At 67.0% G+C, this 23,079-nt stretch carries 27 protein-coding genes and 1 tRNA gene; 12 read left to right on the top strand and 16 right to left on the bottom strand.

All coding sequences use genetic code 11. The annotated features are described in order from the left end of the window. Positions 1 to 68: 68 nt before the first annotated feature. Positions 69 to 686, bottom strand: a complete 618-nt coding sequence (locus DM818_RS05370; RefSeq protein WP_268891809.1) for a deoxyuridine 5'-triphosphate nucleotidohydrolase — start codon at positions 684 to 686, stop codon at positions 69 to 71. On the opposite strand from DM818_RS05370, the gene DM818_RS05365 reads away from it, so the two are divergent. Next, the gene (locus DM818_RS05365; protein ID WP_075937750.1) at positions 613 to 1,227 is read left to right on the top strand and encodes a DUF6663 family protein; all 615 of its coding nucleotides are present in this window, start codon (positions 613 to 615) and stop codon (positions 1,225 to 1,227) included. The genes DM818_RS05370 and DM818_RS05365 overlap by 74 nt on opposite strands. Here DM818_RS05365 and DM818_RS05360 read toward each other — a convergent pair. Further along, positions 1,224 to 2,411 (bottom strand): NAD(P)/FAD-dependent oxidoreductase, encoded by a 1,188-nt coding sequence (locus DM818_RS05360; RefSeq protein WP_075937751.1) that lies wholly within the window; start codon positions 2,409 to 2,411, stop codon positions 1,224 to 1,226. The genes DM818_RS05365 and DM818_RS05360 overlap by 4 nt on opposite strands. A gap of 79 nt (positions 2,412 to 2,490) precedes the next feature. On the opposite strand from DM818_RS05360, the gene DM818_RS05355 reads away from it, so the two are divergent. Continuing rightward, positions 2,491 to 2,904 carry an acyl-CoA thioesterase gene (locus DM818_RS05355; RefSeq protein ID WP_075937752.1) on the top strand — a complete coding sequence of 138 codons (414 nt, stop codon included), beginning with the start codon at positions 2,491 to 2,493 and terminating at the stop codon, positions 2,902 to 2,904. 39 nt (positions 2,905 to 2,943) lie between these two features. Then, positions 2,944 to 3,348: a hypothetical protein gene (locus DM818_RS05350; protein ID WP_075937753.1), complete on the top strand. Its 405-nt coding sequence runs from the start codon at positions 2,944 to 2,946 to the stop codon at positions 3,346 to 3,348. A gap of 39 nt (positions 3,349 to 3,387) precedes the next feature. Here the strand turns inward: DM818_RS05350 and DM818_RS05345 are convergent, their stop codons facing one another. After that, complete coding sequence (locus tag DM818_RS05345; protein WP_075937754.1) at positions 3,388 to 3,705, bottom strand: hypothetical protein; 318 nt, start codon at positions 3,703 to 3,705, stop codon at positions 3,388 to 3,390. Positions 3,706 to 3,818: 113 nt separating this feature from the next. On the opposite strand from DM818_RS05345, the gene DM818_RS05340 reads away from it, so the two are divergent. Beyond that, positions 3,819 to 4,397, top strand: a complete 579-nt coding sequence (locus DM818_RS05340) for a magnesium transporter (RefSeq protein WP_075937755.1) — start codon at positions 3,819 to 3,821, stop codon at positions 4,395 to 4,397. Then, the gene (locus DM818_RS05335; protein WP_075937756.1) at positions 4,398 to 4,952 is read left to right on the top strand and encodes a magnesium transporter; all 555 of its coding nucleotides are present in this window, start codon (positions 4,398 to 4,400) and stop codon (positions 4,950 to 4,952) included. It begins immediately after the preceding gene. A gap of 154 nt (positions 4,953 to 5,106) precedes the next feature. On the opposite strand, the gene DM818_RS05330 is transcribed toward DM818_RS05335, so the two are convergent. The 6 genes from DM818_RS05330 to DM818_RS05305 all read right to left on the bottom strand — a co-directional run bounded on the left by DM818_RS05330 (position 5,107) and on the right by DM818_RS05305 (position 10,845). Then, positions 5,107 to 5,811 (bottom strand): ABC transporter ATP-binding protein, encoded by a 705-nt coding sequence (locus DM818_RS05330; RefSeq protein WP_075937757.1) that lies wholly within the window; start codon positions 5,809 to 5,811, stop codon positions 5,107 to 5,109. Then, positions 5,808 to 6,620, bottom strand: coding sequence for an ABC transporter ATP-binding protein (locus DM818_RS05325; protein ID WP_075937758.1), 813 nt, complete (start codon positions 6,618 to 6,620; stop codon positions 5,808 to 5,810). Before DM818_RS05325 ends, DM818_RS05330 begins: the two co-directional genes overlap by 4 nt. Then, positions 6,613 to 7,782, bottom strand: coding sequence for a branched-chain amino acid ABC transporter permease (locus DM818_RS05320; protein ID WP_075938447.1), 1,170 nt, complete (start codon positions 7,780 to 7,782; stop codon positions 6,613 to 6,615). The genes DM818_RS05325 and DM818_RS05320 overlap by 8 nt, the downstream gene beginning before the upstream one ends. A 23-nt stretch (positions 7,783 to 7,805) precedes the next feature. Continuing rightward, positions 7,806 to 8,738 (bottom strand): branched-chain amino acid ABC transporter permease, encoded by a 933-nt coding sequence (locus DM818_RS05315; RefSeq protein WP_075937759.1) that lies wholly within the window; start codon positions 8,736 to 8,738, stop codon positions 7,806 to 7,808. A gap of 2 nt (positions 8,739 to 8,740) precedes the next feature. Continuing rightward, entirely contained in the window at positions 8,741 to 10,036 is a 1,296-nt protein-coding gene (locus DM818_RS05310) for an ABC transporter substrate-binding protein (protein ID WP_153952406.1), read from the bottom strand. A 92-nt stretch (positions 10,037 to 10,128) separates the two neighbouring features. Then, the gene (locus DM818_RS05305; RefSeq protein WP_075937761.1) at positions 10,129 to 10,845 is read right to left on the bottom strand and encodes a helix-turn-helix domain-containing protein; all 717 of its coding nucleotides are present in this window, start codon (positions 10,843 to 10,845) and stop codon (positions 10,129 to 10,131) included. 83 nt (positions 10,846 to 10,928) lie between these two features. On the opposite strand from DM818_RS05305, the gene DM818_RS05300 reads away from it, so the two are divergent. Together DM818_RS05300 and DM818_RS05295 are read left to right on the top strand one after the other, a co-directional pair. Next, positions 10,929 to 12,449, top strand: a complete 1,521-nt coding sequence (locus DM818_RS05300; protein WP_075937762.1) for an aldehyde dehydrogenase family protein — start codon at positions 10,929 to 10,931, stop codon at positions 12,447 to 12,449. A gap of 156 nt (positions 12,450 to 12,605) precedes the next feature. Beyond that, positions 12,606 to 12,782, top strand: a complete 177-nt coding sequence (locus tag DM818_RS05295) for a hypothetical protein (protein ID WP_153952405.1) — start codon at positions 12,606 to 12,608, stop codon at positions 12,780 to 12,782. On the opposite strand, the gene DM818_RS05290 is transcribed toward DM818_RS05295, so the two are convergent. The 3 genes from DM818_RS05290 to serB all read right to left on the bottom strand — a co-directional run bounded on the left by DM818_RS05290 (position 12,779) and on the right by serB (position 14,656). Next, positions 12,779 to 13,642, bottom strand: coding sequence for a CBS domain-containing protein (locus tag DM818_RS05290; RefSeq protein ID WP_153952404.1), 864 nt, complete (start codon positions 13,640 to 13,642; stop codon positions 12,779 to 12,781). The two genes, DM818_RS05295 and DM818_RS05290, sit on opposite strands and share 4 nt — an antisense overlap. A 39-nt stretch (positions 13,643 to 13,681) precedes the next feature. Next, positions 13,682 to 13,903 carry a hypothetical protein gene (locus DM818_RS05285; RefSeq protein ID WP_153952403.1) on the bottom strand — a complete coding sequence of 74 codons (222 nt, stop codon included), beginning with the start codon at positions 13,901 to 13,903 and terminating at the stop codon, positions 13,682 to 13,684. A gap of 120 nt (positions 13,904 to 14,023) precedes the next feature. Next, entirely contained in the window at positions 14,024 to 14,656 is a 633-nt protein-coding gene (gene serB / locus DM818_RS05280; protein WP_153952402.1) for a phosphoserine phosphatase SerB, read from the bottom strand. Positions 14,657 to 14,748: 92 nt separating this feature from the next. Between serB and DM818_RS05275 the strand changes: the two genes are divergently transcribed. Continuing rightward, positions 14,749 to 14,824: transfer RNA gene (locus DM818_RS05275), tRNA-Arg, on the top strand. Positions 14,825 to 15,489: 665 nt separating this feature from the next. Here DM818_RS05275 and DM818_RS05270 read toward each other — a convergent pair. Further along, positions 15,490 to 16,572 carry an aminopeptidase gene (locus tag DM818_RS05270; RefSeq protein WP_075937766.1) on the bottom strand — a complete coding sequence of 361 codons (1,083 nt, stop codon included), beginning with the start codon at positions 16,570 to 16,572 and terminating at the stop codon, positions 15,490 to 15,492. 81 nt (positions 16,573 to 16,653) lie between these two features. Between DM818_RS05270 and DM818_RS05265 the strand changes: the two genes are divergently transcribed. After that, on the top strand, positions 16,654 to 17,658 hold the full coding sequence (locus DM818_RS05265) for a threonine aldolase family protein (RefSeq protein WP_123123688.1): 1,005 nt from the start codon (positions 16,654 to 16,656) through the stop codon (positions 17,656 to 17,658). Here DM818_RS05265 and DM818_RS15285 read toward each other — a convergent pair. Next, the gene (locus DM818_RS15285) at positions 17,655 to 17,786 is read right to left on the bottom strand and encodes a DUF7859 family protein (RefSeq protein ID WP_268891808.1); all 132 of its coding nucleotides are present in this window, start codon (positions 17,784 to 17,786) and stop codon (positions 17,655 to 17,657) included. The genes DM818_RS05265 and DM818_RS15285 overlap by 4 nt on opposite strands. Positions 17,787 to 17,861: 75 nt before the next feature. Here DM818_RS15285 and DM818_RS05260 point away from each other — a divergent pair, with 75 nt between their 5' ends. Next, a complete protein-coding gene (locus DM818_RS05260) occupies positions 17,862 to 18,587 on the top strand; it encodes an ArsR/SmtB family transcription factor (RefSeq protein ID WP_075937768.1) in 726 nt (241 codons plus the stop codon). 60 nt (positions 18,588 to 18,647) lie between these two features. On the opposite strand, the gene DM818_RS05255 is transcribed toward DM818_RS05260, so the two are convergent. After that, complete coding sequence (locus tag DM818_RS05255; RefSeq protein ID WP_075937769.1) at positions 18,648 to 19,169, bottom strand: metallophosphoesterase; 522 nt, start codon at positions 19,167 to 19,169, stop codon at positions 18,648 to 18,650. Positions 19,170 to 19,227: 58 nt separating this feature from the next. Here DM818_RS05255 and DM818_RS05250 point away from each other — a divergent pair, with 58 nt between their 5' ends. Together DM818_RS05250 and DM818_RS05245 are read left to right on the top strand one after the other, a co-directional pair. After that, complete coding sequence (locus tag DM818_RS05250; protein WP_075937770.1) at positions 19,228 to 20,187, top strand: cation diffusion facilitator family transporter; 960 nt, start codon at positions 19,228 to 19,230, stop codon at positions 20,185 to 20,187. Between the two features lie 235 nt (positions 20,188 to 20,422). Continuing rightward, positions 20,423 to 22,582: an ATP-dependent DNA helicase gene (locus DM818_RS05245; RefSeq protein WP_079988967.1), complete on the top strand. Its 2,160-nt coding sequence runs from the start codon at positions 20,423 to 20,425 to the stop codon at positions 22,580 to 22,582. Here the strand turns inward: DM818_RS05245 and DM818_RS05240 are convergent, their stop codons facing one another. Next, positions 22,583 to 23,062, bottom strand: coding sequence for a 2'-5' RNA ligase family protein (locus DM818_RS05240; RefSeq protein WP_075937772.1), 480 nt, complete (start codon positions 23,060 to 23,062; stop codon positions 22,583 to 22,585). Positions 23,063 to 23,079: the final 17 nt, after the last annotated feature.

The following is a 23,079-nucleotide window of genomic DNA, read 5'->3' as shown; positions in this document are numbered from 1 at the left end:
TGCTAGTTCGGGAGCGACACTCATAAAGACTGTCGGGCGTCTCAGTGACTGAATTCGCACGCTCGCCGCTACTCGATGCGCTCGCCCTGATACGTCCCGTCGTACCGCCCCTCGTGGTCCGCCTCCGCGAGGACGAACTGTGCGATGCGCGCGCCGGCCTCCAGTTCGATGGTGTGGCCAACCCGAAGGAGTCCCTCGCCTCTCCCCTCGTAGCCGGCGTCCCACACTGCCGTGTTCAGCATACAGGAGTTGCGCATCAGCGACGAGCGCGGGTAGACGAAGCCGACGTGGTCGTCGGGCACGGCGATGGTCTCGCCGTAGCGGGCGATGTACGCCCCCGGCTCCAGCCGGTAGACGCCGTCTGCAGGTTCCATGGTTTCGCGCTCGCCGACCGTCTTCCCGTCCGTGCCGATGCGTCCCGGCTCTCGCTGGCGTTCCACGGCCGCGAGCGTCAGGTCGACGCCGTTGGGCTGTATCTGCTCGTCGGCGACGGGTTCGAGCTGCCGGGCGACGTAGCGTCCGCTCTCGTACATACCTCGGCTCGCGGAGCGACTCGCAAAGCCGTGTCGGTCACACCGTCGGCGTTTTCCACGCCCGCACCATCCTTCCGATATGGAGCAGACGACGACCGGGCAGTTCCGCGTGCTCGCCGGCCGCGACGGCGACGAGTGGCTCCTGCTCGACACCGAGAGCGGCGACCCCACCTACGTCCCCCGGGGTGACGCCCCCGACCTCGAGCCGGGCTACCGCATCGACGCCACCCTCGCGTGGACCGACGGCGACCCGACGTTGTCCGACTACGCGGTGACCGACGAGACGCGCATCCGGTTTACGCGCACCGAGGAGGCGATTTTCGAGGCCGCCACCCGGTGTTGGGACGACGCCGTCAGCGAGAACAGCGGGATGAACGCCCGCGTCACCCACGGCACCGACGGCGACGCCAACGGCATCGTCTACACCTTCGCTGACCAGCCCGGTCAACAGGACGTGTTCGCCGAGTTCCGCGACGGCGTGAAACCACTCGAACCGCTGCTCGTGCGCGCGGCCGGCGGGCGCGGGAGCTACCACGAGGAGAGCCAGGGCGCGACTCCCCCCTTCGAGGTGTTCGTCATCGACCCGGACGAGCCGTTCGTCGTCGTCTACATCGTGCTCGACCCCGACGGCTTCCTGGCCGAGACCGTCCTCGACACTTACTTCGCGACGGGGTCGCTCTCCGACCGGCTCTAGGCCAGGTGTCGCGCCACGCGTGGCAGCTTCAGCACGTCACTCGCCCGCGCGGGATACAGCCGCAGGAGGTCACGGAGCGTGAGCTCGTACTGCTGGAGCCGGTCGAGTCCGGCCCGTGAGAACTCCCCCGACGCTCGGACGAACTCGTCCTGTTGGCCGGCGTCGAAATCGTACAGCAGTTCGCCGACGACGCGCTGGAGCCGCCAGTCTCCTCCCTTCTCGCCGTTCCACCGCTGCTCGTAGCCGGCCAACCGCTCGCGCGACACGTCGCCGGCGTCGAGCGCGTCGATAGCAACGTCGGCAGCCATCCGCGCCGACTCCATTCCCGGCCGAATCCCCTCGCCGAACAGGGGGTTGATACTCGACACCGCATCGCCGACGGCGACGAGGCCGTCCGTCGCGCGCTGATTGATGGAGTTGTCAGAGACCACCGCGCCCGCGTGGGTGGCGTGAATCTCGTCGGCCCGCCACCGGTCGTCGCGGTCGAGCCACGACCGGAGGTAGTCGTCGATGGAGCGGTCGTCCGGCGCGTGGCGCTCGTAGAAGTCGTTCACCCAGCAGACGCCGACTTTGAACCGGTCGTCGCCGGGGAACACCCACGCGTAGCCGCCGGGCGCGACCTCGTGGTCGAACCGGAACACCATCGCGTCCGAGTCGAAGGTGCCCGACACCTCGAACTCCTTGCCGATGCCGCGCTGGCCCGCGTTTCGATTCCACATGCCGAGTTCGGTCGTCAACGCGCCGGTCTCGCCGGTCGCGTCCACGACCAGAGTCGCCCGAACCGTCTCCTCGCGCGTCTCGACGCCGACGACCCGTCCGTCCTCAACGACGGGACCGGTGACGCGAGCGCCGGTCCGCACGTCGACGCCGTCGCTCGCTGCTTCCTCGCCGAGCCACTCCAAGAAGGCCGGAAAGTCGAGCACGTAGTTCGGAATGGCGAGCCGCTCGCGCGCGGTCGGCCCCTCGAAGACGACGCTCGGGCTCGACCCCATCACCACCGACTCGTCCACGTCGAAGCCGTCGATGACCTGCTCGAAGGTGCCACCAGTGGACTTGTCGTTGTCCGCGAGCGACGGATTCGCCTCCAACAGACACACCCGGTAGTCGGTGCGCGCGCCGAGTTCGCGCGCGAACTGCAGGCCGGCAGGTCCCCCGCCCGCCACCACAACGTCGTAGGCTGTCATCGTCACTCGTTAGAGCGAGGGCGGGGAGTAGCTTTCGCCGTGTCGTGGGATTCTTCGCGGCCGGGCGCGCCGTCTCTGTATGCAGGACATCTGGGAGACGCGCGTGCGGTTCGAGGAGACGGACGCACAGGCCGTCGTCTTCTACGGCAACTACGTCACCTACCAGGACGAGACGGTCAGTCAGTACCTCCGCGACATCGACTACGGCTGGGGCCAGCAGTCGACGTTCGACATCCACGTCGTCAACGTCGACGTGAACTACCGGAAGTCGGCCACCTTCGGCGACGAACTCGTCTGTGCGGCCCGCATCGAGCAGATCGGCGACGCCTCGCTCACCTTCGAGTGGGAGTGTCGACGCAAAGCCGACGACGCGGTGTGTGCAGACGGGACCGTCACGCACGTCTGTGTCCGCGACGGCGAGCCGACGCGCTTCCCCGACGAGCTGCGCGAGGCGGCCGTCGCATACCAGGAGACACCGCCGTCGCCGGTGTAGGCTCCGGTGGGGCTAAGGCGACAGCCACGAACCCCCGATATGACCCTCACAGAAGACGACGTCGGCGCGATACTGGAATCGGAACTCGCGGCCGACGGACTCCACGTCACGCACTGTGAACACCACGACGGCGCGCTCCACGTCGGCTACGAGTCGCCGGGCGTGAACCGACAGATTCCGCAGTCGCAGGTCGGCACCATCCTCCGCGCGTTCCTCGCGCTCGCCGGCATCGAGACGGAAAGCGGCGATGGCCGCTCGATTCCCGACGCCGGCGCGTGGGACCCCGAGGCCGTCGAGGTGTGGGCCTTCGACAACGTCGACAGCGAGGACGACCGCGAGACGAAAGGCCACTTCGAGGTCCACGAAGGGTGGTTCCACGCGCTGGAAGCCGGCCACATCTCCGAGACCGACTTCTCGACGCTCGTCTTGTCGACGCTGGAGTAGCCACAGTGTGTGCCACGGATGGCCTGACGCCGGCGAACGCTACTCTCGCCTCACGCGCTCCGTCTCACCGTCGTAGCTGAGGTCGACTTCGTGGCCAGCGTGTCGCGTGTGAGTCCGCGCCCACCGGCGGACTGCGCTCTCGTCGATGCGCTCGACGCCGTCGGGACAGTGCCGGCAGTCGGCGACCCACGGCGTCACGCCGTCCGGGTAGTGGCCGGTGTGTTCCCGGTGGTCGATGGCGAACGCTTCGAGCGCGCCGTTACCGAGACCGAGTTCGTCGAGTTCGTACGCCAGCGTCCACTCGTCGCCACAGCGCGCACAGGAAACGGTCGGTACGTTCTCGGGGTCCCCACTCATACCCGGTCATCGCAGGCCAGCCGGAAGAAACACCCCGGGCCTCGGCTCTGGGCGTCTCGCTCCCACGCCCCGACACCCACCGCGTTTTTGCACGCGCCGGGTGACCTCCGAGTATGAGTATCCGCCAGACCGCGGTCGAGGCCTACCGGGAGGCGCTTCCGGTGGTGGCACTCAGCGCGGTCGGCGGTCTGTTCGCCGGGGTCGTCCTCGGGGGGATGGAGGCCGAACTCGCGGCCGTTCCCGGGCTTTTGCTGCTCGTTCCCGCCCTCCTCGCGACCCGCGGTAACGTCTACGGCTCGCTGGGTGCACGGCTCGCGAGCGCGCTCCACCAGGGGCTCATCGAGCCGCGGTTCGACTTCGCGGACCGGCGGACCCGGGCGGCCGTCGCCGCCGCGATGGCAAACGGCGTCCTGATGAGCTGTTTCGCCGCGACCGCCGGCTTCGCACTGTTGTCGGTACTCGGGCGCGACCACGCCACGCTGGCGACGCTTCTCGGTATCGCGCTCATCGCCGGGACGGTCTCGGGACTCCTGCTCACGATTGCCGTCGTCGGCGTCGTCTTCCTCGGCTACCGTCGAGGGTTGAACCCCGACACGCTGGCCGGGCCGGTCGTCACGACGACGGGCGACGTGGTCGGCGTCGCGACGATGCTCGCGGCCGCCAGAATCGTCCTCGCGCTCGGGGGTGGGTAGATGGCGCGCTGGACCGTCCGGGAGATTCTCGCCGACATGCTCCCCGTGCTCGTCGTGTTGACGCTCGTCGAACTGGCGTCGGGGCTCGTCCTCGACACGCTACAGGAGACGCTGCTGCAGTACCCCTCCCTGCTCGTGCTCGTCCCGGTCACCATCGGGATGGCGGGGAATCTCGGCTCGATCATGGCCTCGCGGCTCTCGACGGCGACGCATCTCGGCTTGCTGTCGTTCGAACCGACCGACGAGACGCTGGCCGGCAACGCCGTCGCGACGGTCGGGTTGGCCGCGACCCTCTTTCCGGTCGTCGGGGCGAGCGCGTGGGCCGTCCAGTCGCTCGTCGGCCAGACCGCGCTCCCGGTCGCGACGGTGGTGGTCGTCGCGACGCTGTGTGGCGGGATACTCGCCGTGCTGTCGGTCGCGGTGAGCGTCACGGCGACCTACGCCGCCTTCCGGGTCGGTGCCGACCCCGACGACGTGGTGTTGCCCGTCGTCACGAACACCTGCGACGTGCTGGGCGTGCTCGTCCTGTTCGCCGTCGTCAGGCTCTTGATCTAAGGGTCGACCTCCTCGTCCATCGGGTAGTAGCGGTCGAGAATGTCGTCGAGAAACTCCAGCCCGCCGAACACGAGCGCGAACAGTGTCAGCCCGCCAACGATGAACAGCAGGTCCATGCCCCGTGGTAGGTGGTGGCAGGCAAAGAAAGCGTGGGCTAGCCGCCCAGATACAGCCGCGACACCTCTGGGTCGTCCAGCAGCGAGTCGGCCTCGTTCTCGTACGCGACCGTCCCCTGGTCGAGGACGTAGCCGCGGTCGGAGATACCCAGCCCCTTGTGGGCGTTCTGCTCGACCATGAGGATGGCCGTGCCGCCGTCGTTGACCGTCTGCACGTCGGCGAACACCTCGTCTGCCGTGTTGGGCGCGAGCCCGGCAGACGGCTCGTCGATGAGCAACACCTCCGGCTCCATCATCAGCGCGCGAGCGAACGCGAGCAGTTGGCGCTGTCCCCCCGAGAGGGTCGACGCCTTCGCCCGCCGTTTCTCCTCCAGCACCGGGAACCGGTCGTACAGCCCCTCGATGACCGGGTCGAGGTCGTCGTCGCGCGCGACCCCGCCCATCCGGAGATTCTCCTCGATGGTGAGCGAGCCGAAGACGTTCTCGGTCTGTGGAACGTAGCCGACGCCCTCGCGGACGATGTCCTCGGGCGCGAGCCCGCCGATATCGTCGCCGCGGAACCGGACCGACCCGGTCCACGGCTCCAACAGCCCGAACACCGTCTTCAGGACCGTCGACTTGCCCGCGCCGTTCGGCCCGATGAGACAGACGATTTCGTCCGATTCCAAGGACATCGAGAGGTCATCGAGCACCTGCACGTCGCCGTAGCCGGTGTCGATCCCCTCCAGTTCGAGGATGCTCACGCCGAGTCACCCCCGAGATACGCGTCGATGACGCGCTGGTCGCTGCGCACCGCTTCGGGTGACCCCTCCACGAGCACGCTTCCGCGGTCGAGCACGATGACCGGGTCCGCGAGGTTCATCACGAACTCCATGTCGTGTTCGATGAGACACAGGGTGACGCCCTCGTCGTTGAGCCGGGCGATGTGGTCGGACAGCTTGTTGGCGAGCGTCGGATTCACGCCCGCGACCGGCTCGTCGAGCAGGAGAATCTCCGGCTCGGCGAGCATCGCACGCGCCAGCTCCACGAGCTTCATCTGCCCGCCAGAGAGGTCCGTCGCCGGCTGGGTCGCGAGATGCCCGATTTCGAACTGTTCGAGCATCTCGTGGGCGTCCTCGACGTTCGCTCGCTCCGCGGCCTCGACCCCCGACGGGTCGGTGAACAGCTTCAGGAACGACTCGCCGGGCTGGTCGCTCGCGCCGACCAACATCGCCTCGCGGACGGTCATCCCCTCCAGCTTCCGGGGGGTCTGGAACGTCCGGATGAGCCCCTCGTCGGCCACCTCGTGTGGCTCCATCCCGGTCACGTCGGTCCCGTTGACCCGAACCGTCCCCGCGTCCGGCTCGTAGAAGCCGGAGACGAGGTTGAAGATGGTCGATTTCCCCGCGCCGTTGGGGCCGATGAGCGCGGTAATCGTCCCGCGCTCGACGGCGAAGCTGGCGTCGTCGGTCGCCACCAGCCCGCCGAAGGCCTTGCGCAGCCCCTCGACTTCGAGCACGGTGTCGTCCTTCTCTCGGTTCGCGCCGGTCGTTAGGGTCTCGCTTTCACTCATCCTTCTCCTCCAGTGCGCTCGGCCAGACGAGTTCGCGCTGTGGCGGCAACACGCCCTCCGGTCTGAGCCGCATCACCAACACGATGAGCAGACCGACGATGAGCAGTCGCGTCGAGCCGAAGTCGCTCACGATTGCGCCGTACACATCCACGAGCACCGGGATGTTCACGGGAAGCTGACTGGGGAGAATATCGCTCGCGAACCGCGTTCCCTCGCGGATGGCGACGACGACGAAGCCGCCGAACATCGCCCCGCGATTCGACCCGCTCCCGCCCAGGATGACCGCAATCCAGACGTAGAACGTGTTGATGGGTTCGAGGTCGCCGGGGCTGACGTACGCTGCGAGGAAGGCGTAGAAGATGCCCCCGAGCGCCATGATGATGGAGCCGAGCACGAACGACTGGAGCTTGAACCCGTAGGTGTCTTTCCCCAGCGCCGAGGCGAGGTCCTCGTCGGAGCGAATCGTCCGGAGGACGCGCCCCCACGGCGACCGGTGGACCCGCCGGAGCAGGAGATACACGGCCACGACGAACACCACGACGACGACGAAGTTCAGCAGGTCCGTCCAGAACGGGGTGTCGAGCGTGAACCCGAGCACGCGCACCCGGAACAGTCCCGGAATGCCGACCGCGTACTCCGTGAACTGCAACCCCGGGAGCTGTTCCGGAAGTTCGCCGAGCACGGGCCAGCCGGCGAACACGTCCGGAATTCCCCGCAGGCCGCCCGAGCCGTTCGTCCAGTCGCGCTGGTTCAGGACGATTTGCCGGACGACCTCCGCCAGCCCGAGCGAGGCGATGGCGAGGTAATCAGACCGGAGCCGCAGCGTCGGAATCGCGATGGCGACGGCGACGACCGCCGACGCGAGTATCGCGAGCACCAGGCCGACGAGGACGCCGCCCGGAATCGAAAGCGGGGAGTTGGTCGCCGTGACGAGCGCCGTCGCGTACGCGCCGATGCCGAAGAAGGCCGCGACGGAGAAGTTGATGAGTCCGGTGTACCCCCACTGGGCGTTCAGCCCGAAGGAGAGGAGGACGTACATCCCCGTCAGCCCGGCGAGATACAGCGTGTACGACGGCGTCAGCGTGCCGGTCAACAGTGCGAGCACGAGCAGGAAGCCGAAGCCGCCGACGAACAGGGTCACGCCCTGTTCGGCCCGCGTCATCGCGTCGTAGCGCTCGCGCAGCGTCACGTCGTCTCACCTCCGGCAATCCCCGACGGCCGAACGAGGAGGACGGCCACCATGATGAGGAAGGCGACGGAGTCGGCGTACGCCGGCCCGACGTTCGGGACCAGCGGCAGCGCGACGGCGAGGTCGGAGATGGCGGGCATCAGCTGATTGATGACGCCGATGAGCAGGCCGCCGGCCATCGCGCCGTAGACGGAGCCGATCCCTCCGAGGATGACGGCCGCGAAGACGACCAGCAGGATGTCGAAGCCCATCCGCGGCGAGAGCTGATTGTACAGTCCGAGGAAGCCGCCGCCGACGCCGGCGAGGCCGGCCCCGATAATCCAGGTCCACCACTCCACGCGGCGGGTGCGAATCCCGGAGACGCGCGCGAGGTCGGGGTTGTCTGCGGTCGCGCGCATCTTCCGGCCGAGGTCAGTGTACTGCAACAGGACGTGGAGTCCGACGACGAGCAGCGCCGCGGTCGCGACGATAGCCACGTCGTGGACGGTGACGCGAACTCCCAGGGGAACGAGCGCCTCGATGGGTCGCTGCAGCGGGATGTCGAACTCGATTGGGTTCGACCCGAATCGCAGCTGGATAATCGCGCGATACACGAACGCGACGCCGATGGAGGTGATGAGCAGGCCGATGGAGTCCACCTCCAGCGGCTCGTAGACGACGACGTGGGTGACGACGGCGACGAGCGCGGCGACGGCCGCCCCGACGGCCAGGGCGATGAAGAAGCCGACCGGGAGCGCGAGCACCGTCGGGCCGACGCCGCCGAGAACACCGAAGGTGAGCAGGGCGGCGTACGCGCCGACGGCCATCGTGTCCCCGTGTGCGAAGTTGGCGAAATCCGCAATCGAGTACACCAGCGACAGGCCGATGCTCGCAAGCACGATGATGCTCGAAAACACCAGTCCGTTCGCCAGCAGTTCCAAAATCGCCACGGCTACCCTTGGACGGTGTCGGTCTGGACGTACTCGTGGTCCTGGACGGTGAGCACCTGCAGGAAGCCGACCGGGTCACCGTTCTCGTCGAAGTCGATGGGACCGGAGACGCCCTGGTAGTCGATGTCGTCGGCGGTGCCGTCGTCGCCGAGCACGTCCATCGCCTCGGCGAAGGTGAACACCTCCTCGCCCTCGGGACGGGTCACGTCGCGGACCGTTCCCTGCAGGGCGCTCCCGGTGAACTCGTCTGCGGTCGCGATGGAGAGTGCGGCCGTGATGACGCAGTCGTACATGAAGGCGGCCCACGAGGTGGGCTGTTGGTCGTACTCCGACTCGAAGTCGGACGCGAACTGCTGGTAGTTCTCCTGGTCGACCGCCGCGGAGGGGACGACGACCTGCATCCCTTCGAGACTCCCCTCGGGGGTGCCGTCCAGCACGTCCGACCCCTGCACGGAGTCGGCCCCGTAGTAGGGTGCCTCGTAGCCGTTGGAGTAAGCCTCCTGTGCCATCGTCGTGAACTCCGGCTGGTAGGTGATGAACACCCACGCGTCGGCCCCGGAGTTTGCCATCGAGGAGACGACACTGGAGTACGACGACGCCCCCTGGTCGTGGGGTTCGTCGTAGACGATGTCGCCGTCCCACTCGTTGCGGAACGTCTCCGCGAGCCCCTGTCCGTAGTCGTTGTTCACCCACGCCAGCGCGACGGAGTCGTGGCCGTCGGCGTCGACCAGCGAAGCCAGCGCGGACGACTGGACGCCGCCGGGCGGCGACATCCGGAGCAGGCCGGGGTAGTTGCTCAGGTCCGTTCCCGTGGAGTTTTGACTCAGCTGTACCACGTCGGTGCCGTCGATGACGGATTCGTAGATTGCGAGCGAAACCCCCGACCCGACCGCGCCGATGAGGAACGGGACGCCGTCCTGGTTCACGAGCTTCTGTGCCGCGGAGACGCCCGAACTCGACGTGCTCTCGGAGTCCTCGACGATGACGTCGAGCTCGCGGCCGCCGATGGTCGTCTCGTTCACGTCACGCAACGCGAGTTCCAGCCCGCGGGCGTTGCGCTCGCCGAACGCCGACAGCGAGCCGGTCTGTGAGTTCACCACGCCGATGGTGTACGGGTCCCCCGACCCGCCGGTGTCGGTGTCCGTGGCGGTAGCTCCGCCGTCACCGCCGTCGCCCCCCGAGTCGGTCGCCGTCTCCTCGTCGTCGTCGGTCGTGCTCACACAGCCGGCGGCGAGGGTAATCGCTCCCGCGCCCGTGATGCCGAGTACTGTCCGTCTGTCAATGGGTCTCTCTGTCATACACCGTTGTTTGAAGAACTACAAGGGTATAGCTGTTCCCGACCATGGTCGATTCGGCCGTGAACGGCAATTATTGCCGCGCTCGCGTCCGGCTACGACGACGGATTCAGCAGCTTCGCCTCGGCCTTCCGGAGGTGTTCCAGATACGTCGTCTTCGACACGTCGAGTTCGGCGGCGAGTTCGCGGGTCGTCGCCTCGCGGGGCCACTCGTAGTACCCCTCCGCGCGCGCGGTCTCGAACGCCTCCCGCTGGGTCGGCGTCAGCGAGTCGAGCCGCTGCTCGCGGGGTGACTTCCGGGGGTCACCGCTGGTGATAGACTCCACCTCGACGGTGGCGTCGGCCTGCTCGCGCACGCCGTCGAGCGCCGGCTCGATGCCGCTGCGGTCGCCCGCGAACACCACCTGCCACTCCTCGCGTCCGTCCTCAATGCGGACGGGCGCGCTGTGGACGAAGCCGTGTTCGAGCAGGGTCGGACACACCATGTCGTCGGGGTCGTACTCGAGGAAGAACTCCGTGACGACGCGCCCGGGGGCGTCGCGCTCGCGCCCGAATCGCTCCTGTAGCTCGTGGACGTTCCCCCCGTGGGGCACGTCGCGTATCTCGTCGAGCAGCGCGTCGACCTCGGATTCGCTCTCGCCGAACGCCGTGAACAGCCCGTTGACCGACTCCGGGCTGTCGGCCTCCGGGGAGCTGTAGACGGCGTGCGCGAGTACACCCCCCGCCGTCTTGCTCGTCGCCTCGATAGCCCAGCAGTCGGGGTGCCACAGGTCCAAGGTTAGCCGCGTCCCGGTCGGTTTCGTCTGGCTCATACCCCCTCGTTTGCACACACCGGCTTGTAGCTTCCGCCCATGGTCGGGTGTACGGTTTCGTGTCGGGGTACCGAAGCCCGGGTATGTCGGACACCTATCGACACTACATCGGCGGCGAGTGGGACGACGGCGACGGAACGGAGACGTTCGAGTCGCGGAACCCGGCGACGGGCGAGACGCTCGCCAGCTTCGAGCGGGGCACGCAGAGCGATATCGACCGCGCGGTCGCGGCCGCCGACGCCGCAGAGGAGGAGTGGCAGGCGCTCAGCCACCCGCAGCGCGCGGAGTATCTCTGGGACATCTACCAGGAGCTGAAAGACCGCCACGAGGAACTCGGCGAAATCGTCACCAAGGAGTGTGGCAAGGAAATCTCCGAAGGAAAGGCGGACGTGACCGAGGCGTGGCACATGGTGGAGTGGGCCGCCGGCGACGCCCGCCACCCGAAGGGGGACGTGGTGCCCTCCGAGATTCCGTCGAAGGACGCCTACATGCGCCGGAAGCCGCGCGGCGTCGTCGGCTGCATCACGCCGTGGAACTTCCCGGTCGCCATCCCGTTCTGGCACATGGCCGTCGCGCTGGTCGAGGGGAACACCGTCGTGTTCAAGCCCGCCGAGCAGACGCCGTGGTGTGGGCAGATTCTCGCCGAGATGTTCATCGACGCGGGCATCCCGGACGGCGTGTTCAACATGGTGCAGGGCTTCGGTGACGCCGGCGAGGCTATCGTCGACGACGAGCGCGTCGACACCGTGCTCTTCACCGGCAGCGCGGAGGTCGGCCACGAGGTCGCATCGAAGGTCGCCCAACAGCCCGGCAAGCTCGCCGCCTGCGAGATGGGCGGCAAGAACAACATCGTCATCACGGAGAAGGCGGACCTCGACACCGCCGTCCACTCGGCGGTCATGTCGAGCTTCAAGACGACGGGCCAGCGCTGCGTGTCGAGCGAGCGGCTCGTCGTCCACACCGACGTGTACGACGAGTTCAAAGAGCGGTTCGTCGAGCTCGCACAGAAGGTCGCCGTCGGCGACCCGCTCGACGAGTCGACGTTCATGGGCCCGCTCATCGAGCCGGAACACCGCGAGAAGGTGCGCGAGTACAACCAACTCGCCCGCGACGAGGGCGTGAACGTGCTCGTCGACCGCGAGGAACTCGACGCCGAGGAGATTCCCGACGGCCACGAGGCGGGCAACTGGATCGGGCCGTTCGTCTACGAGGCCGACCCCGACGCCGACCTCCGGTGTACCCACGAGGAGGTCTTCGGCCCCCACGTCGCCCTGCTGGAGTACGACGGCGACATCGAGCGTGCCGTCGAGGTCCACAACGACACCGAGTACGGACTCGCCGGCGCGGTCATCTCCGAGGATTACCGGCAGATAAACTACTACCGCGACCACGCCGAGGTCGGACTCGCCTACGGTAATCTCCCGTGTATCGGCGCGGAGGTCCAGCTCCCCTTCGGCGGCGTGAAGAAGTCCGGCAACGGCTACCCGTCGGCGCGTGAGGTCATCGAGGCCGTCACCGAACGCACCGCGTGGACGCTCAACAACTCGAAGGATATCGAGATGGCACAGGGACTCTCGGCGGACATCACGACCGAAGACGACTGAGCTGTCCCCGAATCCGGGTATCGTTCGTGTACAATCGTGCACGAACACAAACATTCATTATAGTCTGGCTCCTCGCAGTTGATATGCTCGCTGTACGCCACCGATAACTCTCCCATACTGCGCGTACAGCACGCCGACCATCCTTCCCCGACCCAAATGAGCACCACAGAATCCACGACCCGACCCGGACAGCCGACGACCACCACCACACGCGACCGCTGGACCGACGAGCGCCGTGTCACGACGGCGGCCGCACCCCGGACCTTCGGTTACCGGAACCAGAACCGACTCCCGAACCGAACCGACGAGACGAACGAATCCGTCCCGCGTTAGGGCTCCGCTTCGACCAACACGAGCGCGTCGCCGTCCAACACGATTTCTCCGTCCTCGTCCGTCACGACCGTCGAGAGCCGGAACTGGTCTGTCGTCTCCTCCTCGATGACCTCGATGGTCGCCGTGACGCGCTCGCCGCCGTGGACCGGGGCGGTGAAGCGGGCGTTCTGTTCGAGATAAATCGGCATCCCCGGGAGCCGTGCGACCGCGGCCGAGACGACGCCCGTCGTGAGCACGCCGTGTGCGATGCGTCCGCCGAATCTGGTCGCGCCGGCGTACTCGGCGTCGAGATGGAGCGGGTTCGTGTCGCCGGTCGCCTCGGCGAACTGCTCGATATCCGTCTCGGTGAGCGTCTTCGCGAACGTGAACTCGTCGCCGACCGACAGCGCCGACCCCGCCGGCCCGTCGAAGGCCCAGTCGCGCTCGTCGTAGCGGTCGCGGGCGTCCACGTCGACCTCGACGCTCTCCGCCGCGGGCGCGTCCGGAGTCGCGTACGCGAGGTCCGTGGCCGTGACCACGCCGACGAGTCCGTCGTCGTCGACGACGAGCAGATGGCGAATCCCGTGTTCGCGCATCGTCTCGGCGGCCTGCTGGCCGGTCGTCTCCGGAGCGACGGTGACCGGCGAATCGGTCATCACCTCACGGACGCGCGTGGTGTCGAAGCCGAGTCCCTCGGCGGCGGCGCGGCCGATGTCCCTGCCCGTGATGATACCGACGGGCACGTCGTGCTCGTCGGTGACGACGACGGAGCCGACGCCGGTTCCGTAGAGATACTCGGTGACGGCGCGCAGAAACGCCGCCGGCCCGACCGTCTCCACGTCGCTGCTCAGCAGTTCGCTGACGGCGCGTGGCGAAGCCATACGAGAACCGACGACCGGCGAACACAAGAAGCCCGACGGTCAGCCGTCGACGAACAGCATGACGGCGAGCCCACAGACGACGGCGGCGGCGTACGCCGGCTGCGTGCTCGCGAAGGAGACGAGCTCGTTCACGCCGGCGTTCGGCCCGACTGACAGCGCCGTCGCGACCGCACCGCCAAGCACGGCAAACCCGCCCGAGAGCCGCAGCGGATAGTTCCCTATCTGTTCCCCGAGCCACGACAGCGGATTCAGCCGAACCATTGACCTCGGCTACGCCGGCTCACAGCAAAAAACCGCAGTACGCAACGGCTGACGTGCGTCTGACGCCGTCCGCGAGAAACTACTGCCGCGCCGTTTCTCCCCCGAGAGCCTCCTGCCGTTTCAGACGACGTTTCGCGATTCGAGCGTCGCCAACAGCTCCTGCATCGACGCGACGACCGTGTCACACGACGGCTCGACCGCCGGCTTCGGCTCGAACCCGATTGCCAGTCCCGCGACCTCCAACATCGGCAGGTCGTTTGCTCCGTCGCCGACCGCGACCGTCTCCGCCATCTCGACGCCGTACTCCGCGGCCAGCGATTCGAGCGCGTCGTCCTTCGTCCCCTCGATGAGCGGGCCTTCAACCTCGCCGGTGAGTGCACCCGCCGCTACGGGGAGTCGGTTCGCGACGATGGTGTCGACGCTCGTCCCTGCTGCGTCGAGTGCTGTCTCGACGCCCGTCTCGAACCCCCCCGTCAGGATGGCGACCGTGTGGCCACCCTCACGGAGCGCGTCGATGACCGCCGCCGCGCCGTCGCGCAAGACGACCTGGTCCCACGCCTCAGCGGCTGCATCCTCCGAGAGCCCGTCCAAGAGTGCGGCCCGCTCGCGCAGCGAGGTGGCGTAGTCGATTTCGTCGTTCATCGCCCGTTCAGTGATGGCTTCCATCTCGTCGGCGACGCCACACTGCTCGCCAAGTAGGACCGTCATCTCGGAGTCAGAGAGCGTGCCGTCGAAGTCGAACGCGATGAGCATACGCCGTCTTCTCCGCCATCGTATCCAAACCCATCGGTTCCCGCAGTCCCCAGCCGTTGTCCTTTTGCTCGCGCCGGGGATACGAGCGGTGAGGGCACGTAGCTTAGCTCGGACCAAAGCGTCGGACTTCTAATCCGAATATCGTGGGTTCGAATCCCACCGTGCTCGTCGCTGGGTTCGCTCCTCCCACTGCGTAGCTCGCAAACGCTTCACGTTTGCTCACTCCTACCGCACTCTCGCGCATAGAATATAGCAAATCTGCCCTCTTTCGAGATAGAATACTACGAACAAGTCGTTCCTCCGCGGTATATAAGGTCGTATGAACAGTAATTAGACTCAAAACTGCATACAGCACAACGCTTATACACGCCCAGGTGGACGAATGGAGTGTAATGTGCGAACGAGTGCGTTGGACCATACAGTGGTCGGCCGAGACCACAACATTTGGACAGAAAAACTCGGCTGAGGTGTTCAGATAGAATCGGGACTGGCAACCGACCAGATGGGCTACCGCGGCGAGAGCCGCAATCCGGTACGAGTGCGCTCAACACCGTACCATCTTACGCGTTGTCACTTCGCGTCCACCGTCCCCATCCCGTGACGGTGGTTATCTGCCTGGGACCCAGCGAGGGCTCACTCGCTGGGTGTTTTTCAACGACCGCAAGCGACTGCGCCGTTCTTCTGGACCACCGCTCGAACAGCGACGGGTGTCGTCGCTCACTCCGTTCACTCCTCCCGCTCCGTTTCGACGCCTCGTGTTACTCGGTGTCGCTCTCCTCACGGCTCGTACCTCGCCGTTCGGAGGCTATTCAGCCTCACTTCGTTCGGCTGAACTACTCCTCAAACACGAACGTCCCGTCCTCCTGGACGCGCTCGCCGTCCACCTCGATGTACGAATCTTCGCTCATGTCGACAATCATGTCGACGTGGACGGCGGAATCGTTCTGCTCGTTCGCCTCGCCGACGCAGGCGTCGTACGCGCGCCCAACCGCGAGGTGAATCGTATCCCCCATCTTCTCGTCGAACAGCATATTGTACGTGAACCGGTCGATGTCGCGGTTCATCCCGATACCGAGTTCGCCGATGTACTTCGCCCCCTCATCGGTCGTGAGGATGTCGTCCAGCACGTCGGCGTTCTTCTCGGCGTCCCACTCGACGGCCTCTCCGTCCTCGAAGCGGAGTCGCGCGCCGGTGATCTCCTTCCCGCGCTGGTACACCGGCTTGTCGAAGTACACCTCGCCGTCGACGCTGTCGCGCACGGGTGCGGTGAACACCTCGCCGCCCGGCAGATTCGCGTGGCCGTCGTCGTTGAGCGTCTCGTTGCCGGCGACGCGCATCGTGAGGTCCGTCGTCTCGCCCGAGACGATACGCACCGACTCCGCACCGTCCATGATATCGGTCATCTGCGCCTGGTGTTCACGCACCTCGTTCCAGTCCTTCAGCACGGCGTCGTAGACGAAGTTCTCGTAGGCTTCGGTGCTCATCTCCGCGAGCTGGGCGTTTGCGGGGGCGGGGTACTGCGTGAGACACCAGGTCTTGCCGAGTCGCTCCTCTAACAGGGGTTGACGGGCTTGGTCGTAGGCGGTCTGTACGTCGCCGTCGATGTCGGCCTCCTCGGTGACGTTCGCGTCCCCGCGGACGGCGATGTAGGCGTCCATGGCTTCGAACAGCGCCATCTCGTGGTCGGGGAGTTCGAACTCACCGTCGTGGTTGCGGAGATACGCGCGGCGGAACCGCTTGCCGGCACGCCCCTGAATCGCCAGCGGATTCGCGCCGACGTCGGCGAGTCGTTCGTGGAGCGCAGTTACGAGGTCCTCAGCGACGGGGTGGGCGTCGATGACGATATCGTCGCCGGCCTCGGCCTCGATGGAGTGGTCGACGATGACGTCCGCGTGTTCGCGAATCCGTGGGTCCATGCAGCCGTGTTGTGCCGGACGCGTCTAACGGATTTCGATGCCCGACCGCCGCGTATTTGTCTCCCCGCGTGAACCCTCTGTATGCCCGATTTCCGCTCCGACACCGTGACGAAGCCCTCGGAGGCGATGCGGGAGGCCGCCCGCGACGCCGACGTTGGCGACGACGTGTACCGCGGTGACCCGACGGTGAACGAACTCGAAGCCCGCGCTGCCGAGGTCGTCGGCACCGAGGCCGCACTCTACGTCCCCTCCGGCACGATGGGCAACCAAGTCGCCATCCGCACCCACACGGCGCGCGGCGACGAACTGCTGTGTGAGACGGACAGCCACATCTACAAGTGGGAACTCGGCGGCATCGCCCAACACTCGGGCGTGCAGGCTCGCACTATCGACGGTGACGACCGCGGCGCGCTCTCGCCAGAGCAGGTCCACGACGGCTACGTCGCCCGCGACGGCCACCGCCCGGGGACGAGTCTGCTCTGCTTGGAGAACACCCACAACAGCAAGGGCGGGACCGCGATTCCCGTCGACGACATCGCCGCTGCCGCCGAGGCCGCCCGCGACCACGACGTCTCGGTCCACCTCGACGGCGCGCGGCTGTTCAACGCCGCGGCCGCCCTCGACGTGCCGGCGAGCGAGATCGTCGCGCCCGTCGACACGGTGATGTTCTGTCTCTCGAAGGGGCTCGGCGCGCCGGTCGGCTCGATTCTCGCCGGTCCCGAGTCGTTCATCGAGGAGGCCCACCGCGTGCGCAAACTGTTCGGCGGCGGGATGCGACAGGCCGGGATGATTGCCGCGCCCGGGCTGCTCGCGCTCGACAATCGGACGCGACTCCACGAGGACCACGCGAACGCCCGACTGCTCGCGGACGGCCTGCGCGATATCGACGGGCTCGGCGTCTCGGAGCCGGACACGAATATCGTCCTCGTCGATACGGACGGCCCCGCCGAGCAGTTCATCGATGCACTCGAAGCCGAGGGGGTACAGGCCTCGCGGTTCGGTCCAGAGCAGGTCAGGTTCTGTACCCACTGGGACGTAGACGAGTCGGACGTGGAGCGAGCGGTTGCGGCCGCTCAGTCCATCTAGTCGCGTCGGGAGTCGCGTATTCCTTCCGAGAAGGCCAGCAGCGTCCGTCGGATGAACAGATACACGAAGAGGACCACGCCCAACAGCAGCGCGATGATGACCACGAGTACGGGGTCCACGTTGACCATACGCGTGACTCTTGGCTCACGCGAATAGGCGTTTCCCCTCACAAAACTCATACTGGTGGCAGGCTACGGAAACCTGTGAGCCTGCTGCCCTCCTCCCCCGATATCTCGCGAGACGGCGACCCCAGAGTGGTCGGCGTCGACAGCGAGGACGCCGACGAGTTGCTCGCCGCGCTCGGCTCCGAGACCGCCCGGGACATCGTCGCCACGCTCCACGAGGAGCCGGCTTCCCCCGCCAAGCTCGCCGACCGCGTCGACACCTCCGTCCAGAACGTCCAGTACCACCTCGGCAGACTGGAGGACGCCGGCGTCGTCACCGTCGCCGGCACCGCCTACTCCGAGAAGGGCCGCGAGATGGACGTGTACGCGCCCGCCGACAGCCCGCTCGTCATCGTCGCCGCCGAGGAGGAACGCACCTCCGGGGTGCGGGCCGCGCTGTCGCGACTGCTCGGCAGCGTCGGCGTCCTGCTCGTCGGAAGCCTGGCCGTCCAGCAGTACTTCGGCGGCGGACTGTTTCCCGGCCGCGAATCGGCAAGCGGCGGCGCAGATGGCGGTGGCGGCGCGGCCGGCGACACGGCACCCACCGCCACGCCCACGGACGAGGGGGGCGGCTTCAGCATCGCCGAGGCGACACAGACGCCACAGGAGACCGCCACCGAGACGGTCCGGCAGGCGACGGAGACGACCGCGAGCGGCGGCGACGCGCTGTTCGGCTCGCTCCCGCCGGGGCTGGTCTTCTTCCTCGGTGGCCTGCTCGTGTTGTGTACCGTCGTCCTCCTGTCGTACACTCAAAGAGCTGTTTGAGCTTAGGACACGGCTTTTTGTACCCCTCGCGTAGCGACAGGTGCTGACTTCGGCCCTCTCCTATCTCGGCAGCTCGAACCGCTCGAATCGCTCGCCGTCGGGCGAGACGAGCGAGCCGCCGATGACCTTCGCACCGACCGATAGCTCCGCGTGTGCCGGGCGGTAGCGGCGCGGGTCGGCGTGGCTCCCCGGGTTCACGACCGGCACCTCGCCGAGCCGTCGAACCCCCGGCTTGTGGCTGTGGCCGACACAGACGAGGTCGGCGTTCGACTGCCGGCCGAACATCGCGAGCGCGGTGTCGTGGTGGCGGTGGCCGTGGACGAGCGCCAGCCGAACCCCCTCGTGTTCGACGACGGTTTCGTCGCCGACGCGCTCGCGAACCGACGGCGGGTCGTTGTTGCCGGCCACGGCGGCGAACTCTCCGCCGGCCGACGCCACGACGGACTCGAACTTGTCGAGCACCGGCTCCGTCATAAAGTCGCCACAGTGACAGACGAGGTCGGCCTCGCGAACGGCCGTCGCGGTCCGGCCGTCGAGCCGCGGGCCGTCGGTTCCGTGGGTGTCGGAGAGCACGACGATCATATCCGAGTTCGGTTCCCCGACGGCAAGGACTTTGCCGTCCCCGCGTGTCCCCGGGATAATGGCGAGTAGCAAATCAGTCGTTCTCGCGGCGCTCGTCGCGAACGGCGCGATTGCCGTTCTGAAGTTCGTCGGCTATCTCCTCACCGGGTCCCCGGCGATGCTCTCGGAGACGTACCACTCGGTCTCCGACACCGGCAATCAGGTCTTCCTGCTCATCGGCATCCGCTACGGCGGGAAGTCGGCCACCCGCGACCACCCGTTCGGCTACGGGAAAGCGCAGTTCTTCTACTCGTTTCTCGTCAGCGTGCTCCTCTTCGGCATCGCCGGCTGGGAGTCGCTCAAGCACGGCTATCACGCCATGCGCGAGGCGCTGTTTCACCCCACGCCCGTCGAAGTGACGGAGGTGGCCATCCCGCTCGTCGGCGCAGAGATTCCGAGCGTCTGGGTGAACTACGCCGTCCTCATCGGCGCAATCGTCTTCGAGTCGTACGCGTTCAAAGAGGCGTACGCCTCGATGTCGAGCCAGATTGACGAACACGGCTGGTCCGGCTTCCGCGAGGCGTTCACGAAGACCGCAGACGTGACCGTGTTGACGGCGCTCACCGAGGACGCAATCGCACTCGGTGGGGCGGGCATCGCCCTCCTCGGCGTCTTCCTGACGCGCACCACCGGAAATCCGATCTACGACGCCACGTCGGCGGCCATCATCGGGGTCATGCTGATGGGCTTTGCCGTCGCGCTCGCGTGGGAGAACAAGCGACTCCTGCTCGGTGAGTCGGTTCCGGCAGACGCAGAACAGCAGCTCCGCGACATCGTCCTCGACGCCGACGGCGTCGCCGACATCGTCGACTTCCGAACCGTCTACTTCGGACCGGAGAACGTCCTCGTCACCGCCGACATCAGCTTCGAGGCGCGGATTCCGACCGGGGAGATGGACGAGCGCATCACCGCCATCGAGCAGTCGCTCATCGACGCCAACCCCGACATCAAGAAGGTGTACATCGAGCCGGAGCGGTAGCGAACAGGTGGACACGGCCCCGGACCGGTCGTCCACGCATTCCCCTGTGCCGGCCCGGGTGACTCTCAGCGCACACGGCCGGTGGGTCCGGCTTCTGGTATAAGGACTCGCTCCACTTCCACCCCGCCGGGCGACCCTTTTTATCCGAGAACGACCGAGGCCTCGTGTGAGCGAGACCGCGTCGTATCTCCGCTACTTCCCGTACGAGGAGCCGTACGACCACCAGCGGGACGCGATGGGCCGGATTCACGACGCGCTCGCCGACGAACGCGACGTGCTGTTCGAGGGAGCCTGCGGGACGGGGAAGACGCTCGCCTCGCTCGTTCCCGCACTGGAGTACGCCGAAACGGAGAACAAGACGGTCGTCATCTCCACGAACGTCCACCAACAGACCCGCCAGTTCATCGAGGAAGCTCGCGCAATCACGCGCAACGAGCAGATTCGCACGGTCGTGTTCAAGGGGAAGGGGTCGATGTGTCACATCGACGTGGGGTACGAGGAGTGTCAGGCGCTCCGCGACACGACCCGCGAGCTCGCCGACAAGGAGGAGGACCTCGCGGAACTGGAGGCTCGCCAAGAGGAGCTCCTCGATGCCGCACGCGATGGCAACGACCAAGCCAGCGAGGCCCGCTCGGCCGTGATGGACGAACTCGAAACCGTCGAGGAGAGCGTCGAAACCCTCCGCGACGAAGGGAACATCTGTGAACGCTACCACGCGAACCTCACCGAAGACACGGACGAGTTCTACGCGTGGCTCACCGGCGACGTGCGCACGCCCGAGGAGGTGTACGACTACGCCGAGCGCGCCGGCTTCTGCGGCTATGAACTCCTGAAGAAGGGGATGGAAGGGGTCGATTTGGTCATCTGCAACTACCACCATCTGCTCGACCCGATGATTCGCGAGCAGTTCTTCCGGTGGCTCGGTCGCGACCCCGAGGACGTGATCACGGTGTTCGACGAGGCGCACAACATCGAGGAGGCGGCCCGCGACCACGCCACCCGCCAGCTCGCGGAGCCGACGCTCGATTCGGCGCTCACCGAACTCGAAGACGTGGACGACTACCGCGTCGACGCCGCCGAACGCGTCATCTCGGCGTACCTGACCGGACTGACCGAGAGCTACGACGCCGCCCTCTCGCTCGGTGAAAAGCAGTCCGTCGGCGACGAGTGGCACGACCTCGAAATCGACAACGAGGCGGGCCGCGACGACGTGACGCTCGGATTCCTGGAGGCGTACGAAGGGCCGGGGTTCCGGCAGGACCTCGAAGCCGCGTTGAACCTCGGCTCCACGCTCGACCGTCGGTATCAGGAGCAGTACAAGGACGGCGAGACGACGACCCGCAAGGAGTGTCGCGTCCTGCAGGCGGCCGGCTTCATCGACGAGTGGGTCGACAGCACCGACGAGACCACGTATCCGGTCGTCTCGGTTCGCCGGGACGACGCCGGACTCTACGGCCGCGCGGAGCTGTTCGCCTGTCTCCCCCGGTCGGTGACGGAGCCGCTGTTCGAGAGCGTCCACGCCGCCGTCCTGATGTCCGCGACCTTGCGTCCGTTCGACGTGCTCGGCGACGTGCTCGGGGTCGGCGGAGTGGCGCAACGCGCCACGGATAGTTCGAGCGGGCGAAGCCCGCGAGATAGCAGCGATGACGAGGACGGCCCGGTGACGATGGCGTACGGCGAGCAGTTTCCGGAGTCGCGCCGGCGCACCTACGCCGTCGACACGCCGGCGCTGTTCGCCAGCGCGCGCGACGACCCCGAGGTGCAGGAGACCATCACCGAGACGCTGGAAGACGTGATTCAGTTCACGCCCGGCAACACGCTCGTCTTCTTCCCCTCCTACGGCGAGGCCGAGCGCTACTACGACCGGGTAGCGACCGACGGCCGGCCGTATCTCGACCGCGCGGGCGTCTCGGCACAGGAGCTAAAACAGGAGTTCACGAGCGACGACGACGGCGTCCTCTTTACGTCGCTGTGGGGGACGCTCGCCGAGGGGGTGAGCTACGACGACGACCAGGCCCGGTCGGTCGTCGTCGTCGGCGTTCCGTACCCGCACCTCGACGACCGGATGGCGGCGGTCGAACGGGCGTACGCGACGGCCTTCGACGACGATGACGCCGGCTGGGAGTACGCCGTCGAGGTGCCGACGATTCGGAAGACGCGACAGGCGCTCGGCCGCGTCGTGCGCTCGCCCGACGACTTCGGCGTCCGCGTCCTCCTGGACGAACGGTACACCCAGTCGAAGACGCGCGAGTTGGGCCAGTACTCGGTGTTCGGTTCGTTCCCCAAGGAGGAGCGAACCGAACACATCGACATCGCGTCTCAGAAGCTGAAGTACGCGATGTTGAACTTCTACGCCGACATGGACGCGTGGGACGGCCCGCCACCCCAACCGTAATCAGAGCGCAATCGACTCGACTTCCATCTCCCGGCCCGGATGCCACACCGCCAGCCGGTCGACCGTCCACTCTCGCGGCTCGATGTCGCGGCCCAGTAGGGTTGCGGCGTCACCGCCCCGCGCAATCGTGACGTGGGGGTCGTACTCCTCGCCCTCGAACCCCGCCACGGGGTCGAACACCTCACAGAGGTCGCGGTGGAGTGATTCGAGACCCGCAGACTCGACGGCCAGATACGCGACCGGGGCCGTTCCGGTCGGCGGCTGGCGGAACAGGTCGATCTCCTCGATGCGAATCGCGAAGGGGTCGACCCCGTCGAGCGCCGACCGGACCTCCCGTATCATCCCTTGCAGTCGCTCGTCGGGGAGTCGTTTCACGACGAGACTGTGACCGCGACGGGGACTCGCGGTCAGACACTCGCTTGCGAGCCCCCGCGCGAGCCGGACGATGTCGCCCGGGACGGGGACGTTGACGCTGTGCACGCTCTGTGGTCGCGCGC

This window comes from Halosegnis longus (assembly GCF_009663395.1).
In the GTDB taxonomy this organism is placed as follows: domain Archaea; phylum Halobacteriota; class Halobacteria; order Halobacteriales; family Haloarculaceae; genus Halosegnis; species Halosegnis longus.
The sequence above is the reverse complement of the archived record's forward strand: the minus strand, read 5'-3'. Positions and strand labels throughout refer to the sequence as shown.

Excerpts from the sequence above, each read along its gene's own strand:
- DM818_RS05365 (WP_075937750.1), top strand. The coding sequence starts at position 613 with ATGGAGCAGACGACGACCGGGCAGTTCCGCGTGCTCGCCGGCCGCGAC.
- DM818_RS05360 (WP_075937751.1), bottom strand. The coding sequence starts at position 2,411 with ATGACAGCCTACGACGTTGTGGTGGCGGGCGGGGGACCTGCCGGCCTG.
- DM818_RS05355 (WP_075937752.1), top strand. The coding sequence starts at position 2,491 with ATGCAGGACATCTGGGAGACGCGCGTGCGGTTCGAGGAGACGGACGCA.
- DM818_RS05350 (WP_075937753.1), top strand. The coding sequence starts at position 2,944 with ATGACCCTCACAGAAGACGACGTCGGCGCGATACTGGAATCGGAACTC.
- DM818_RS05345 (WP_075937754.1), bottom strand. The coding sequence starts at position 3,705 with ATGAGTGGGGACCCCGAGAACGTACCGACCGTTTCCTGTGCGCGCTGT.
- DM818_RS05340 (WP_075937755.1), top strand. The coding sequence starts at position 3,819 with ATGAGTATCCGCCAGACCGCGGTCGAGGCCTACCGGGAGGCGCTTCCG.
- DM818_RS05335 (WP_075937756.1), top strand. The coding sequence starts at position 4,398 with ATGGCGCGCTGGACCGTCCGGGAGATTCTCGCCGACATGCTCCCCGTG.
- DM818_RS05325 (WP_075937758.1), bottom strand. The coding sequence starts at position 6,620 with ATGAGTGAAAGCGAGACCCTAACGACCGGCGCGAACCGAGAGAAGGAC.
- DM818_RS05320 (WP_075938447.1), bottom strand. The coding sequence starts at position 7,782 with ATGACGCGGGCCGAACAGGGCGTGACCCTGTTCGTCGGCGGCTTCGGC.
- DM818_RS05310 (WP_153952406.1), bottom strand. The coding sequence starts at position 10,036 with ATGACAGAGAGACCCATTGACAGACGGACAGTACTCGGCATCACGGGC.
- DM818_RS05305 (WP_075937761.1), bottom strand. The coding sequence starts at position 10,845 with ATGAGCCAGACGAAACCGACCGGGACGCGGCTAACCTTGGACCTGTGG.
- DM818_RS05300 (WP_075937762.1), top strand. The coding sequence starts at position 10,929 with ATGTCGGACACCTATCGACACTACATCGGCGGCGAGTGGGACGACGGC.
- DM818_RS05295 (WP_153952405.1), top strand. The coding sequence starts at position 12,606 with ATGAGCACCACAGAATCCACGACCCGACCCGGACAGCCGACGACCACC.
- DM818_RS05290 (WP_153952404.1), bottom strand. The coding sequence starts at position 13,642 with ATGGCTTCGCCACGCGCCGTCAGCGAACTGCTGAGCAGCGACGTGGAG.
- DM818_RS05285 (WP_153952403.1), bottom strand. The coding sequence starts at position 13,903 with ATGGTTCGGCTGAATCCGCTGTCGTGGCTCGGGGAACAGATAGGGAAC.
- serB (WP_153952402.1), bottom strand. The coding sequence starts at position 14,656 with ATGCTCATCGCGTTCGACTTCGACGGCACGCTCTCTGACTCCGAGATG.
- DM818_RS05270 (WP_075937766.1), bottom strand. The coding sequence starts at position 16,572 with ATGGACCCACGGATTCGCGAACACGCGGACGTCATCGTCGACCACTCC.
- DM818_RS05265 (WP_123123688.1), top strand. The coding sequence starts at position 16,654 with ATGCCCGATTTCCGCTCCGACACCGTGACGAAGCCCTCGGAGGCGATG.
- DM818_RS15285 (WP_268891808.1), bottom strand. The coding sequence starts at position 17,786 with ATGGTCAACGTGGACCCCGTACTCGTGGTCATCATCGCGCTGCTGTTG.
- DM818_RS05255 (WP_075937769.1), bottom strand. The coding sequence starts at position 19,169 with ATGATCGTCGTGCTCTCCGACACCCACGGAACCGACGGCCCGCGGCTC.
- DM818_RS05250 (WP_075937770.1), top strand. The coding sequence starts at position 19,228 with ATGGCGAGTAGCAAATCAGTCGTTCTCGCGGCGCTCGTCGCGAACGGC.
- DM818_RS05245 (WP_079988967.1), top strand. The coding sequence starts at position 20,423 with ATGGGCCGGATTCACGACGCGCTCGCCGACGAACGCGACGTGCTGTTC.